The 13616-nt window shown below is 43.2% G+C and carries 12 protein-coding genes; 8 read left to right on the top strand and 4 right to left on the bottom strand.

Going from position 1 to position 13616, the window contains the following annotated elements:
- Window positions 1–311: 311 nt before the first annotated feature.
- Complete coding sequence (locus tag J7I42_RS12060) at window positions 312–3497, top strand: SusC/RagA family TonB-linked outer membrane protein (RefSeq protein WP_209139034.1); 3186 nt, start codon at window positions 312–314, stop codon at window positions 3495–3497.
- Window positions 3498–3513: 16 nt separating this feature from the next.
- Entirely contained in the window at window positions 3514–5142 is a 1629-nt protein-coding gene (locus tag J7I42_RS12055; RefSeq protein WP_209139033.1) for a RagB/SusD family nutrient uptake outer membrane protein, read from the top strand.
- A gap of 91 nt (window positions 5143–5233) precedes the next feature.
- On the opposite strand, the gene J7I42_RS12050 is transcribed toward J7I42_RS12055, so the two are convergent.
- The gene (locus tag J7I42_RS12050) at window positions 5234–5899 is read right to left on the bottom strand and encodes an XRE family transcriptional regulator (protein ID WP_209139032.1); all 666 of its coding nucleotides are present in this window, start codon (window positions 5897–5899) and stop codon (window positions 5234–5236) included.
- 114 nt (window positions 5900–6013) lie between these two features.
- Here J7I42_RS12050 and J7I42_RS12045 point away from each other — a divergent pair, with 114 nt between their 5' ends.
- The gene (locus tag J7I42_RS12045; RefSeq protein ID WP_209139031.1) at window positions 6014–6220 is read left to right on the top strand and encodes a hypothetical protein; all 207 of its coding nucleotides are present in this window, start codon (window positions 6014–6016) and stop codon (window positions 6218–6220) included.
- Between the two features lie 345 nt (window positions 6221–6565).
- On the opposite strand, the gene J7I42_RS12040 is transcribed toward J7I42_RS12045, so the two are convergent.
- Entirely contained in the window at window positions 6566–7225 is a 660-nt protein-coding gene (locus J7I42_RS12040; RefSeq protein WP_209139030.1) for a LexA family transcriptional regulator, read from the bottom strand.
- 192 nt (window positions 7226–7417) lie between these two features.
- Here J7I42_RS12040 and J7I42_RS12035 point away from each other — a divergent pair, with 192 nt between their 5' ends.
- The 3 genes from J7I42_RS12035 (at window position 7418) to J7I42_RS12025 (ending at window position 9430) form a co-directional block, all read left to right on the top strand.
- Window positions 7418–7612 (top strand): hypothetical protein, encoded by a 195-nt coding sequence (locus tag J7I42_RS12035; RefSeq protein WP_209139029.1) that lies wholly within the window; start codon window positions 7418–7420, stop codon window positions 7610–7612.
- 312 nt (window positions 7613–7924) lie between these two features.
- Window positions 7925–8308, top strand: a complete 384-nt coding sequence (locus J7I42_RS12030; protein ID WP_209139028.1) for a helix-turn-helix transcriptional regulator — start codon at window positions 7925–7927, stop codon at window positions 8306–8308.
- A gap of 945 nt (window positions 8309–9253) precedes the next feature.
- A complete protein-coding gene (locus tag J7I42_RS12025; RefSeq protein WP_209139027.1) occupies window positions 9254–9430 on the top strand; it encodes a hypothetical protein in 177 nt (58 codons plus the stop codon).
- Between the two features lie 31 nt (window positions 9431–9461).
- Here J7I42_RS12025 and J7I42_RS12020 read toward each other — a convergent pair whose 3' ends face one another.
- Entirely contained in the window at window positions 9462–9665 is a 204-nt protein-coding gene (locus tag J7I42_RS12020) for a hypothetical protein (protein ID WP_209139026.1), read from the bottom strand.
- A gap of 332 nt (window positions 9666–9997) precedes the next feature.
- On the opposite strand from J7I42_RS12020, the gene J7I42_RS12015 reads away from it, so the two are divergent.
- Window positions 9998–10444, top strand: coding sequence for a hypothetical protein (locus J7I42_RS12015; RefSeq protein WP_209139025.1), 447 nt, complete (start codon window positions 9998–10000; stop codon window positions 10442–10444).
- A 188-nt stretch (window positions 10445–10632) separates the two neighbouring features.
- On the opposite strand, the gene J7I42_RS12010 is transcribed toward J7I42_RS12015, so the two are convergent.
- Window positions 10633–12279 (bottom strand): FAD-dependent monooxygenase, encoded by a 1647-nt coding sequence (locus J7I42_RS12010; RefSeq protein ID WP_209139024.1) that lies wholly within the window; start codon window positions 12277–12279, stop codon window positions 10633–10635.
- Between the two features lie 153 nt (window positions 12280–12432).
- Between J7I42_RS12010 and J7I42_RS12005 the strand changes: the two genes are divergently transcribed.
- Entirely contained in the window at window positions 12433–13404 is a 972-nt protein-coding gene (locus tag J7I42_RS12005; protein WP_209139023.1) for a helix-turn-helix transcriptional regulator, read from the top strand.
- Window positions 13405–13616: the final 212 nt, after the last annotated feature.

Raw genomic sequence — 13616 nt, 5'->3', positions numbered from 1 at the left:
GGCAGGTGCAGCAAAGACCGGCTTTCCGCCCTTTTTGTTTTCACTCTATTGTAATCTCACCGTCAACATTCGGCTGCCAATGCAGCAGTTGCAAACAAGTGTTTGTCATATAAGTGATCTCCGCTCCCCCAAGCAAAAAATCACCAGACTGACGAAGTATCCAGGCTCAACTTATTTCGCACTTCAACTGCGATCCTGCCCTGCACATTCATACCCGAAAAAGAGACCCTGATTTAGGTAATGGAATAGCTATTTACAGCACATTTCATTACCAGGGATACCTTATTGTTTAACCAAACATAATACTAATCATGAGAAAACTCTTAGCACTTCTTCTTATGACCAGTATGCTTGCTACAGCATACGGACAAACGAAATCAGTAAGCGGTAAAATTACTGATCCGTCGGGCACACCGCTACCAAGCATTTCTGTCACCATTAAAGGAACGTCATCAGGTACTACTACGGGCGCCGATGGTTCGTTTAAACTGAGTGTTCCTGAAAATGCCACGTTGGTCTTTTCAGGCATTGGTTATGAATCAACTGAAATGAGCGTTCGAAACCGCACCGTTTTTGATATACAATTGTCAGCTGAAATAAAATCCCTCAGCGAAATAGTAGTGACTGGTACCGGGGTTGCTACAGAAAAGAAAAAGCTTTCCATAGATGTAGCAAGCGTGGGCAATAAGGATATGGCAAAATCAGCTATATTATCAATTGACCAGGCTCTGATTGGCAAGGTGGCCGGCGCTAATATTCAAAGCCTTTCAGGTGAACCCGGTCAAAAACCCAATATCATTCTTCGTGGTATTAATTCCCTGGGTTCTACTAATCCCATTATATTGGTTGATGGGGTTCAGGTAACAGACATCAACGGACTGGATGTAAGCAATGTTGAAAAAGTTGAAGTGGCCAAGGGACCTTCAGCCGGTATGCTGTATGGCGCACAGGGCGCTAATGGCGTTATACAGATCTTTACCAAGAAAGGCAGTAAAAACAAACCTTTATCCATTACCCTTGCATCAAAAGTAAGTATTGATAATGTTATACTTGGTGAAGACAAAACCCTGAGTGCAAAACTCCATCACTTTCAGCAGGATGCCAATGGCAATATCCTTGACCGCAATGGAGATGTTTTAAAACCCGACTCAAATGGCATGTGGCCCGAACCTGCAGAAGAAGATTTCAATACCGATTTTAGTTTAAAGAACAACAAAACCTATCCTGCTAACTTACCGTTGTACGACCACCTTGAACAGGCTTACCAAACAGCCACCTCAACCATCAATTCATTAGGAATTTCCGGAGGCGGTAATAAAACAGATTATTCATTCACCCTTTCGCATATTGACCAGGAGAATGTCTTGAATAACCACCTTCGCCGCACCAATCTTTCGGCCAATCTGGGGTTTGAATTATTCAAAGGATTTACAGCCCGCAATAATACACAGCTTATTCTACAGGATGAAAATCTGTTGTCGGGTACTTATAATGTTACGTCGCGAATGTTATTTAATGTAGATGATCTGTTTAAAGGGACGAACAACAATCGATTTGAAATGATCAACTCCTATCCCTGGATAGACTTTACAGCCAAATACCCGGGTAGCGATCTGGTGGTGGTACGGCCAAGAGATGAAAACCAGTTAAATGTTTTGTCAGAACCCGACTGGCACTCCCGATACAGTAAGGACAACCGCGTTATCAACAACAGTAACCTGAATTATAAATTCCCCCGCTTTGTTGAACTGGACTTTAAATACGGAATTGAATTATGGAATTCAGAATTTCAGGACCTCTACAAAAACCAGGAAGCATCTCCACAGGTGGACCTTGGTTTCTGGGGTAATACAGCACTTGGTTCCGTTCGGGACGACCATGCGAAATCAACTTATCAAAACGCCTTATCTACTATTTATGTAAGATTGGATTTCAACAAGGATTTCAAGATAGACCTTCCCATCACCACTACTACCCAGTTTTCTTACGACTGGCGTAAACTGGAATACAATTCTTTCTTTTCCCAGGGTGTTAACCTGCCACAATACCCTCCCGCCAATATTTCGGCCGCAGGCGTAAAAACCAGTGGCGATGGCAGCCTTGAGTACATCACATTTGGTTACCTGGTAAATCAAACCATCGATTTCGGAAACCTGTTTGGGGCAACAGGTGGTTTACGCAGTGATTATAACTCACAATTTGGTGATCAAAAGAGCCCATTCACTTTTGGCCGTGCAACGGCTTACTTCAGACCATCAGAATTGCTGAAAATAAATGTACTGAACGATTGGAAAGTACGTGCAGCCTATGGTGCAGCCGGTATCCCACCCAATGAATTTGATGGCAATTATTATTCGCGTCAAACAACCCTTAGTTCTCAGCAACTAGGCAGTGGCGTTGGTTTATACCTGCCGAATATTCCAGGAAACCCCAAACTGCAGGTACAGGAAGTAAAAGAGATGGAATTAGGTACCGATGTAACCATCTTGCCAGGCACCAAGGACTGGTTCAATAGGATCAGTTTGTCGGCCACTTACTGGAAAAAGAACAACAATAACAATATTCAATATGTTGACCAACCTGCTTCATCAGGTTTCCAACAGACCGTGGAAAATCTGATTGATCTGACCGTTAAAGGCGCCGATATAAGTCTGGATGCCAATATGTACAGCAGTAAAAAAGTTGACTGGACAATGGCCGTTCGCTTTGGTACCTTTAAAACAAAAGTTGACCGGGTAGCCAATGGCCGCGACTTTGTAAATGGGTTGTTCATAGTAAAAGAAGGGGAATCGCTGGGTAATTTTTATACCTCCAATCCTTTAACCAGTATTGACCAAACCCGGCAGTCAGACAAATCAAGGTATATACCTGAAGCCAATGCCTCACAATACGAAGTTGCCAATGGTGTTGTCGTAAACAAGACCACCAAGCGGTCCGTTCTTACCGATGCCAATGATCAGTACATAACTGGTAATGCCTATCCTAAATTCACCATGTCATTTACCAATAATGTTATGCTGTGGCAAAAGTTATCAGTTTCTATGCAGTGGGACTGGTCGCATGGCAATGACATTTATAACCTTACCAAGCAATGGATGTATCGCGACAGGCTACACAAGGATTTTGACAAGTCGCTCACCATAAACGGAGAAACAGGCTCCTTTGTAAATTTCTATAATAGCATGTACAATAGTGTTCAACGGACGGGATGGTTTGTTGAAGATGGATCATATTGGCGGATGAGAGACCTTACATTGATCTATCAATTGGGCGATCTAATTAAGGACAAAGCTTCCTGGGTTAAAGGGATAGCAGTTACTGTCTCGGGCAGAAACCTGTTAACCATTACCGATTATTCAGGATTGGACCCCGAGGCCACATCGGCACAGGATAGCCAGGGGAACCGCTCTGTAGGAGCAGGTTCAAATATTGGGGCCGATTATTTCTCTGTCCCCAACCTGCGTTCATTTCAGTTTGGCCTCAATCTTCAATTCTAACAACAAACTACTAATTATGAAACGATACCTCATATATATAATAACAATTGCTTTCGTATCGGGGGCTTGTAAAAAATCTTCCCTGGAATTGAACAACCCCAATCAGCCTTTACCCCAACAAGCATTGACAACGCAGGCGGGGTTACAGAATTTTTCATTGGGGATCTTGCAGAAAATGATCGCAGATGTACCCGGAGAAGGCAAGACCAATATTTTTCACATTGCCCTCACCAACCACAGCATTATGGGCGATGAAGCCTATGTCCCCTATGGCAATTATGGATTTCGTTGGGTGAACCAGGTGTATAAGATCACCCTGCCCAGCGGCACAGTAATAACCAACCCCAATACAGTTGATCAAAAAACACAACTACAGGGGTTTGATTCAAGAGGGTCGGGTGAACTTAACGCTTTTCAATATGAGTGGTCGAGTTGTTACTACATTATTTCCCAGGCCAACTTCCTGCTGGCGTCTTTGAACGACCCGTTACTGAAACTTAGCGGTGATGCCGACAATAAGAAAAACATTTTCAAAGCCTGGGGATTGTGGTGGAAAGCATATGCCTATTCCCGTATCGGCTCTATGTACCTGGCCGGTGTTATTGTAGATACAGCAGGCAAAACAAATGGTACTTTTGTAGATCATACGGTTATTTTGAGCGAAGCCGATAAAGCGCTGAACGATTGCTTAACTACCTTAGATGCCATTCAAGTCACCGACGACTATAATGCCATTATGGAGGCGATCATAGCCTCTTTTAACGAGAATGAAAACATAGTAACGCCCGACATGTGGAAGCGGCAGATCTATTCATTAAAGGCGCGCAATTTAATGGTCAATAAGAAAATTACAGAAATGACCACTACCGACTGGCAACAGGTAACCACCCTTGCCAATCAGGGTATTCAGGCCAATGATAATATCTTCAGGTATGGCATGGACCCCAGTGGCTCCAACGATGTTTCCCTCGGCCAATTCCATCCTTATCTATATCTGGGTGAAGTGGTGCAGTTCTCCTTTGTAAGTGAACGACTGATCCAGGACTTTAAACCAGGTGATAACCGGTTAGCAATTGGGTTCAAGCTTTTTTCACCACCAAAAGTAAATGAAAGAGGCCGGGGATTACAATTTGGTACCCGATACAATCCCATATTTATTGAGGATGGTGGCTTGTATGCAACAGGAACCAGTAGTGGAACAATTCCCTGGGCCTGCAGCTATGAAGAAACTCAACTGATGAAGGCAGAAGCATTACTGCGTACCGGTAGCCCCAACGCGGGCTTGCTGTTGGTAGATGCTGTACGTGATTTTCAAAATTCCGGCTTACCACATGTGTCTGGTACCGGTTTAAATGCCACCCAGGCGCTGGAAGAATTCAGAAAAGAAAGAAGAGTAGCGCTTTTTCTGTGGGGAACTGCGTTTTATGACGCCCGCCGCTGGGGTGTTACCAAACCCGCCTCGCAAGGTGGTGGCCGTTCAGGCGCCATTGTTATTGTTCCGGGAAATCTGTTAACTCCACAGCAAGCAGGCTCTGTTCCCACACCGTGTTTTATGGAATATAATTACATGGACTATTGGGATGTGCCACAAAATGAAATTGATTTCAATACACCAGGAAGCACAAGTCCGCCATTGAAGAATTAAAAAATAATGGTTTTTGCGAAGGTTGGCTCTCCCACCCGCCCTTATAAGGGGGCGAATAGTGGGAGAGCTTTTTTATTATTACAGGTTGTAATTACTTTATTATAACAGCTTCCACACTGAAAATAGCCAGCACATCATCTATCTTCCTGATGATCTCCGGATATTGTCCATTCTCGGCCATCAGTATAATGCTGTTATTTTCTGCGGCTGGTTGTACGCGTCTTAAAAGGCCTTGCAGGTTTACATCAATGATGTAATAATAATATCCAGCATTCAAAATCTTTGTGAAACGAAGTTTTTTCAAAGCAATCCAGCTACCGCTTTTAAACTTGGGTTCCATGCTATCACCGGTGACGGGTATCACACAATCAACATTCCCTATAACAGGCGCATCAATACGCCAGCCAACCAGCATAGGTTTATCGTTTAATATAATAGTACCGGGAACGGCATTGCCATCTGCTAAAGGAACCGCTTCTTCATCGTGGGAAAGATGAATACCGGTGAATAACGCAGGCGTTAGCAGTTTAGGTTGTTTAGTATTATTCGATTGGGGCTCCTCGTATACATAATCAGGAGAGTTTTCTATTTTATCGAGATACTCAACCAGTTTATTATACAAGGAAAAGTCACTGGGCTTGGTACCCTTCTCCCATTTATACAGGTTTTCCTTTGAAATGCCGGTTGCTTTCGCAATCGCAGGCATTTTTATATTCTTCTTTTTTCGGACGTCTTTTAACCTATCGCCAATTTGCATTGATATCAGTCAATTAAGTGAGAAGAAGTAAGAAATTACACTTTCAAATCATCTAAAATGTAATATTTTCCATTACCTTTATATAGCAAAATTACTGTACCAAATTAAGAAATAATGAAACTCAGCCAAAAAGCATTAAAGGCTATTAATACTCCAGGTACCCGTCGCAGGCTAATGGATGTGCTTGGCTGTACCGAATTCACCATTGCCAGGTACATTCAAAAGAACAGCGACAACCTAACCAAAGCAGCTGCATTACAGGTTATTAGAGAGGTAACCGGGCTACCTGACGAAGAAATACTGGAGGCAGCGAACAAATAGAAAACATCACAGAACCGGCCTTCAATCTAATCCAAAACAAGGCCTATTAAGCTTGTTTTATAATTTATTCCACTTTCAGCATTAAAAGAATAAACAGGCCCATGTATCCGGGCCTGTTCTTCTTATATAAACGAAAAATTACACTTAAGAGGTAATGCACAACGGTTACACCGTACCAGAGCAATGAAGCATAAGTGACCTCGAAAAGGATTTCCTTTCCTCAACTTTAAAAACAATCAAGCAATCCTGCTGTACTAAAAAGGACAGAAAAAAATTTAAGCTATTGGCAAAAAGAATGGAAATGTGCCAATAAAGAAGCCCAATCTTATTAAATTGTTATATATTTTATAATTTCCATATTCCCGCAATTACACGGAAGATGGCTTCAATGTGGTCCCATTGGCGTTGTATAGGTGGGAATTTATCCTGATTGGGATTATCTGATACCAGTCGTAAACTGTTTTCTGTTTGGCCTTCGTATACTCTTCGAACACTACCCTGCCAGTTTTTATCGATTATATAGTAATGCGCTCCCCAGTCAAGAATGCGGTAATTGTTGAGGCGAAAAATTACGACCCGACATCCGCTGGAGAAGGTGGGCGCCATGCTTTCGCCATTTACTTCTATAGCGCCTTCAAGAGGCCCCAGGAACGGGGCGTTCAACCGGTCTACGATAAGCTCGGGCTCATTATTAAAGAAGAAGATGGTGCCGGAGGCGAATTTACCATCAGTTTGAGGAACGGGTAACCGGTTTGGGCTTAAAGGAAGCCGCAAAGTGGTTGGCATTTGATAATCCTGTTCCAGCAGTTCCTCATCCACCTGCCCCTCCATTTTATTGAGGTAGGACTTCAATCTGAAATAATCATTGATATCACTGGGCTTGGTGCCCTTTTCCCATTTATACAGGGTTTCCTTGGCAATACCAGTTTGAGCTGCTATCGCAGGCATTTTGATCTTTGATTTCTCCCTGAATGCCTTTAGCCTTTGTCCAATGTGGTTATCCATTGATTCAAATCAAAAAATGATAATAGTTTACAATAAAGAGTTCAAATGTGCACCGAGTGGAATTCAATTCATTAACTTTATCCTATTCCACTAAATTATATAAATATTATAATAAATTCCATTTTCAGACTATTATTTGACCACGATCATTTAGACTTATCCTGCTTTATTAAATCTCAAAAAACACCTTTTATGAATACGATTACCGTAACTGTACATTTCCCAAAAGGGAAGCGCATTTCTGTTTACCAGAAGAACAAGCTCACCCAGGCCATTCTAAATACCTTTCAGCAGCAGGAAAACACCACCCGCAAACGGAGCACCCGGCAGACTGTAAAGAAAGCTGACTGTGAAAATAAAAAGCTTACAATTGTACTTGTATACTAAAATCCTCACCAGGTGACAATCTCATTATTGAAGCTATAAAGTCAAATGCTTATAATTACTTTATTGAAAATGAAAAAATAGTATACCGGTGAAGCATATCCATGGATTGCTGCTGTACTTTTAATATTTTATTAAAGATCTGACCTTTACCGTTAGGATAAAAAAAACTACATTTGGCCACTAGCAACTCCTCACTTCCATTTCTGTCCGTCTATTTAAACATAGCATTATTGGTATTTTTGGGTATAGCGCAATGATCCATGCATAGCGTTCAATATGCAACAACATAAACCTTTATCTTAAAATTATCTTATGAGCCAGAAACGCTTGAGGAGAACATTCCTGGAGGCCATACATTCCGTTAAAGACTACATTGATCAACATCCGCTGGAAATTAAAACTATTGAGGAGCTCGTTCTAAAAACCCATTCACAGATCGGCATCAATTTGCTCCATCAGGGCTTCCGCCAATTGTTCGGCGCCCGCATCAAAGAATATGAGATCAGAAAACGATTAGAAGCAGCCGCCTTATTATTGCAAAAAGACGAACTGACCATGCAGGAGATCACTGAGAAATGTGGTTACAGTTCGCAAAGCTCATTTGTACGGGCGTTTAAAGAGGTGCATGGCATTACGCCCGGTCAATGGCGTAATCAGCATGTTCCGCTATTACTCCAGGGGAATTCACGTGCCTAAATTAAGCGACTGGAAAACGCAGAAAAAGCAACCTGTTGAATTAAATTTGTATACCAGGGCGGGCCGAAAACCTGTAACAGAGTAGGCATATCATTAACCATTGAAACCTTATCTTAATGTTACCTATACAAGCTGCGCCAGCCGCTACAGCGATCTTGTCATTGATGGCATTTTATAAACTGCCATCACCTATATGCTCACTTGTAGATCTCCATTTATTTATCCAGTGCAAACAGAAGAAACAAACGTGGGATTTTGTATAAAAAAAATGCAAACAGCGAAAATATACGACCGTAAATTGCATACAGATAATTGATATCGGAGTTAAGTAGAGCAACACACAAATACGGAATTTTCATCAGGAGAATTAATCAATAACCAACGGCCTTTCTTGATCTATTATAGAAGGTTTTTAACAGTGGCTTGCTGTGCTGCCTTTTTTGTCTAATTGAGGCACCCTGCAGTAAGCAATTACAGAAACTGATTTGCACCTGGAGCGTACTGTCTTGCTTACAATAGAATGATTTAGCGTTCAGGGCACCATAACCAGGATTTGCTTTTATGGATTCTTAAGATCCTTTGATGCATCAGGCGCCTGTTCTTATAAAAATTGTTATCCTTAAAAAAACAGTGCTGCCGTCATCATTACATAAAGCGTTATCCAAATACTTCTACGCAATCATTTCCGACAGCACCGTGTTTTAATCTATATCATGTATATATTTTATCTGCATCGCATATAATTATACGAGCAAATAAGACATTTTGTACCAGTAGTAATGCTGCCCTTTGAGGATTAAATATTTCCTTCACTTCTATCATTCACTTCCAGCACATTCAACAATGTCAACACTTCTTAACCGAAAAACAATATTACGGTAATCGTTATAGAAACGCATGGCAGGTTAGTTTGTCCTAAGAGATTTTAATATATTTTTTTTCGATATGCTTACCGGTCTAAGCTGGCCAGCACCAGGCAAAAGAAAACAGCCCCTTTCTGTGAGCATGGATGCTTCCCGGATCTTGATGACCAATGCCTGTAACTACTTAAAGATCATGCAACAAGCAGACAACCTGAACCTGGAAACTTCAAACAGAAAGAGCTACCCCATTACAGAATAGCTCTTGATTTATAAAAAACAAAACACAATTATCATTTAACCACCCGTAATGGCGAAGGCTTACCGGCCGCCCTTGCTATCCTCCTTTTCCTTCGTCCTTCATGTCTTTCTATAACATGGCGGGGTATAAATCCTTCATACTTTTCTTTGTCTACACACCAGTTCTTCTTCCGTTTCTTGGCACGTGGTACTATCACTCGTTTCTTTTTAAACCCTGAGGTTTTGATTTTTTTCATTCTTGATTTACGCATAGCAATCGTGTTTAATCCGCCGGAAGCCTTTGGCATAGGCGGATTTCTTTTAAAAATACGTTTGATCTTACCTAAGTTCGGTTATCTAACGCTATCCACCAATACATTTAACAATTATACCAGTTTTCATTTTGTACGTACGGGTATACCCTTTATAGGGTATTGCATTACAACCCGGCTTTTTTTCTTATATTTATGCAGCCTGCATTCATGAAAAACCATTGGTTAATGGCTTCCTTCCCCAAAACAATAAGAAAGTACCAGGTAATGCTGTAATAGCATACCTGCTGTTCATTAAACAAAACCTTGGTTATTTCATGATACACAACGTACCAACTTGTGTTAACGGGAAGCGTCCGTTAGCCACTATCGCCTATATGGCGTTGCTTTCCCTGTTAATGGGAGCCTGCAGAAAAAAGGATGAAAAAGGCGTTACAGAAAGATTGATGAATCGCTGGACCGTTGTTCAGTTCAACGACACCTCGTTTGTTTTAAACTCGCCGTCTGTTCCGAGCAAATATGAGGGAATAAAGGAGGACTATATGGACTTCCGAAAAGATGGTAAATTATATTCTTCTATCAATAATGCGCTGGATACGGCACAATACACCTACAGTGAGCAAAATCTAAAAGTGAACGTACAGAATCTCCAATACAGGATCCTGTATTTAACAGACAACTCCATGGTGCTGTGGGACCCGCATATTGCTTCATCGCCTAACGCCACCAGCTACATCTCGCATAAAGTAACATTAAAGAGATAATAAAGGCAGACGGTCTCGGCTCAGCCGAGAGCAGACGGCAAACGGTCTCGGCTCAGCCGAGAGCAGACGGCAGACGCAGATGGCAGTTGGCGGATGGCTCACCTTGATACCAACAAAGGTGAGCCCCTCTGAAAGAGTGACCCACCTTACAAATCCCAGTTACTGGCGTAAGCGTCCGCTTGTGTCCGTTAATTTGATTCATTAATAGCCAGGAGCTTCTTCAAGGCTTCCTTTAATAACGCTGCCGCATTGGCCGTTGACAGTGTTTGCCGCCAGGCCACAAATCCATCGGGACGAACAAGCATTACCTCTCCCGCCTGCATGCGCGAAATCTCTTTCCAAGGACCATAAGCAGGGTCCTCCTGGTGAATAATATGGACCCGTAATGGGATTTGGAGCTGTTCTGCAACCTCCTTAGCAGCCAACTCCCAGGTTAAACCGGCTTCGTCTGAAATAAGCGTTAGGTGCTTCGTGGCGAGGTCGAGGGTAGAAACAGGTTGTGGTCCCTTTTGTAACCATACATGCGGTATTCGTGTTCCCGGTTGTCCGCTCAGTAAAGCGGGGACTTCCTCCTGCTCATTGTTAATAATAGCAGAAGAAGCATACCGGAAGTCTGGCAATCCTACCATGGTTACCATTTTGTCGAGATTGTATTCATTGGGTGAGGAAGAAACCAACTTCATAAATCGAGGAATGTCCAACAAACCTTTATCGTCTGCCAGCAAGCCCGACATTTCTGCCACCTGCATGCCTACTGGCTGCCGTTCGTTTGAATAGGTTTGTAACAGCTCCGCCCCTGCCTGCTTTTGTAATACCATCGCCAGTTTCCAGGCCAGGTTTTGTACGTCCTGTACCCCGGTGGCAGCGCCTTTTCCGCCATAAGGCGTCATTTGATGCGCCGCATCACCGGCCAGCAATATTCGCCCATGCTGCATCTCGTTCACCACGCTAACTGTAGGTTGCCACGGCAACACACTGATAATACGCACCTTTATTTGCGGCATTCCCAGCATTTGCTGTATCAGCTTTTCCAGCCGTGCTGACGTATAATCTTCCGGCCGCTCCCCTTTTGCCGGATCGTAATACAAATGAAACACCCATTTATCGCTGTTATTAATAGAAGTAAGAATGCCATGAATGTCCGGTTGTTCAATACGGCAGATACTGAACTCACGGCCCTTTACCACAGCCCCGAGGTCGGCGTCAAAGTAAATATTCAATAAATGTCCGTACGACCCATGGCCGCTGGTAGCAGCCTGCAATGTCTTGCGTATGGGGCTGCCAGCTCCATCTGCCGCAATCATATACTGACAGGTAATTATTTCTTCCTGGCCTGTTACGGTGTCCTGTACCTGAGCGATAATGTCACCCTCTGATTGGGTAAACAAAAGCAGTTTGGTGTTGAACCGGATATCAGCACCCCGCTCCTGGGCAGCCTGTAACAAAATGGGTTCAGAAAGGTCCTGGGTACAACGGGCGCCGGCGACCGGGCTCATGGCCGCCAGTTTTTCCAGTCCCGGAAAGTTTATAGGATGGTTCACTTTCATTTTAGCAGGATCAATATCCTTTACTATTTGCACCAACGATTCCCCCTGGTACAATCCCCAGGCCGGCGCCAGGGCTTTGCCCGCTTCTACAATTGCCTGGTGCAGCTGCAATTCTCTGAACAACTCCATCGTTCTTACATCGAACCCGCGTGCACGTGGATGGATGGAAGTAGTAGCGCGCCGTTCTATCAGCAATGATCTAACGCCATGTTTTAATAAGAACAAGGCGGCCGTTAACCCTGTTAATCCACCGCCCACTATGAGTACAGGAATTGATTTATTCTGCATACTTTTAATTTTATACAAAACTCCTGGGTTCTCTAAAGGATGGATGGCATATTCAGGAGTAATTTGTACCATAAATGCAGCTGTATGCTGCAGACCGTAAACACATACAGTGAGGCAGAAAATATATTCCGGTTATAATCGTCAATCAAGGTTATGAAAGAGGATAATGAGTTCAAACGTAAGGAAGACTTCAACCCGTTCTTTCAACTGGCAGATGGGGTGGTAAGAGAATACGCCCTGCCTTTTCCAGACCGTACCGGTACGGTGAAAATAACCGCTGCTGGTGGCATTGGCATCGTCGATAGCGTTAATTATACTACCACCATAACGGCGCCCTGGCAGCATTTTAATGCCCTGCCCTTTGTAGAAATGAATTTTATGCTGCAGGGTAACATGTATCAAACCCATGAAGGTGTGCTGGACCGTTGTTTGTATGCAAAAGACTATCACAATATACTGTTCAACCCTTATTCGTTTGAAAAGAACGAATTGATCGGCAGCGGCTCTTATCGCATGTTTGGGATCCATATACAACCAGAAAAGATGATCAATCTGCTGTTGGGTTATATTCCTGAACTGGCTGCAACAGCTGATAATATTGCCAGTGGCAGCTCCTTTGTAATGCAGGCGCCCGCCCAACAGTTGACCGCGCCCATGCGATATATTTTCGATACGATCTGGCAATGTCCAGACTCACCCGGTTTAAGATCACTTTTTATTGAATCGCAGATACTCACGCTGCTTAGCCTGCAATGTGAAGTGTTATTGAAACCTTCATCACCTGTTGCCAGGCCTGTTAAGCTGCATGCTTCAGATAAAGAAAAGATCTATCATGCCCGGGATATTCTTATGGCTCGTTGCGACGATCCTCCTTCCTTAGGGGAACTGTCCAGGCTCTGTGGGATCAATGAGTTTAAATTGAAGAAAGGATTCCGGCAATTATTTCAAAACAGCGTGATAGCTTTTGTAAATGAACACCGGCTTAATGAAGCCAAACGGCTCATTTATGAGGGCGAGAAGAATATGAGTACCATTGCCTACGAACTCGGCTATACCCATCCGCAACACTTTCAACGGGCGTTTAAGAAGCGGTTTGGCGTTACCCCGGGGAGTCTGTTAAAATGAGAAAGTGAATGGTGAGACGTGAATTGGCAGTTGTGAGTTGTCAGTTGTGAGTGGGTCCCGACAACGCTTCGCGTGTCGGGATGCCGACCGCAAGCGACGGCACTCGCGAATTGGCGGAGATAAAAAATAATAGCGAAACTACTCACCTGGTCGCCTTCGGCTCGAGCATTCTTTCGATTTCTCGCCTACAGCTCGACGCACTAATTCTCTGC

This window comes from Niastella soli, from assembly GCF_017742245.1.
GTDB lineage: Bacteria > Bacteroidota > Bacteroidia > Chitinophagales > Chitinophagaceae > Niastella > Niastella soli.
Note: the sequence above shows the minus strand (reverse complement) of the source record. Positions and strands in the feature narration are given on the sequence as shown.

Bases quoted from the DNA above. Each gene is read 5' to 3' on its own strand.
- J7I42_RS12025 (WP_209139027.1), top strand. From the start codon at position 9,254: ATGCTTACCGGTCTAAGCTGGCCAGCACCAGGCAAAAGAAAACAGCCC.
- J7I42_RS12050 (WP_209139032.1), bottom strand. From the start codon at position 5,899: ATGCAAATTGGCGATAGGTTAAAAGACGTCCGAAAAAAGAAGAATATA.
- J7I42_RS12055 (WP_209139033.1), top strand. From the start codon at position 3,514: ATGAAACGATACCTCATATATATAATAACAATTGCTTTCGTATCGGGG.
- J7I42_RS12045 (WP_209139031.1), top strand. From the start codon at position 6,014: ATGAAACTCAGCCAAAAAGCATTAAAGGCTATTAATACTCCAGGTACC.
- J7I42_RS12035 (WP_209139029.1), top strand. From the start codon at position 7,418: ATGAATACGATTACCGTAACTGTACATTTCCCAAAAGGGAAGCGCATT.
- J7I42_RS12005 (WP_209139023.1), top strand. From the start codon at position 12,433: ATGAAAGAGGATAATGAGTTCAAACGTAAGGAAGACTTCAACCCGTTC.
- J7I42_RS12020 (WP_209139026.1), bottom strand. From the start codon at position 9,665: ATGAAAAAAATCAAAACCTCAGGGTTTAAAAAGAAACGAGTGATAGTA.
- J7I42_RS12030 (WP_209139028.1), top strand. From the start codon at position 7,925: ATGAGCCAGAAACGCTTGAGGAGAACATTCCTGGAGGCCATACATTCC.
- J7I42_RS12060 (WP_209139034.1), top strand. From the start codon at position 312: ATGAGAAAACTCTTAGCACTTCTTCTTATGACCAGTATGCTTGCTACA.
- J7I42_RS12040 (WP_209139030.1), bottom strand. From the start codon at position 7,225: ATGGATAACCACATTGGACAAAGGCTAAAGGCATTCAGGGAGAAATCA.
- J7I42_RS12010 (WP_209139024.1), bottom strand. From the start codon at position 12,279: ATGCAGAATAAATCAATTCCTGTACTCATAGTGGGCGGTGGATTAACA.
- J7I42_RS12015 (WP_209139025.1), top strand. From the start codon at position 9,998: ATGATACACAACGTACCAACTTGTGTTAACGGGAAGCGTCCGTTAGCC.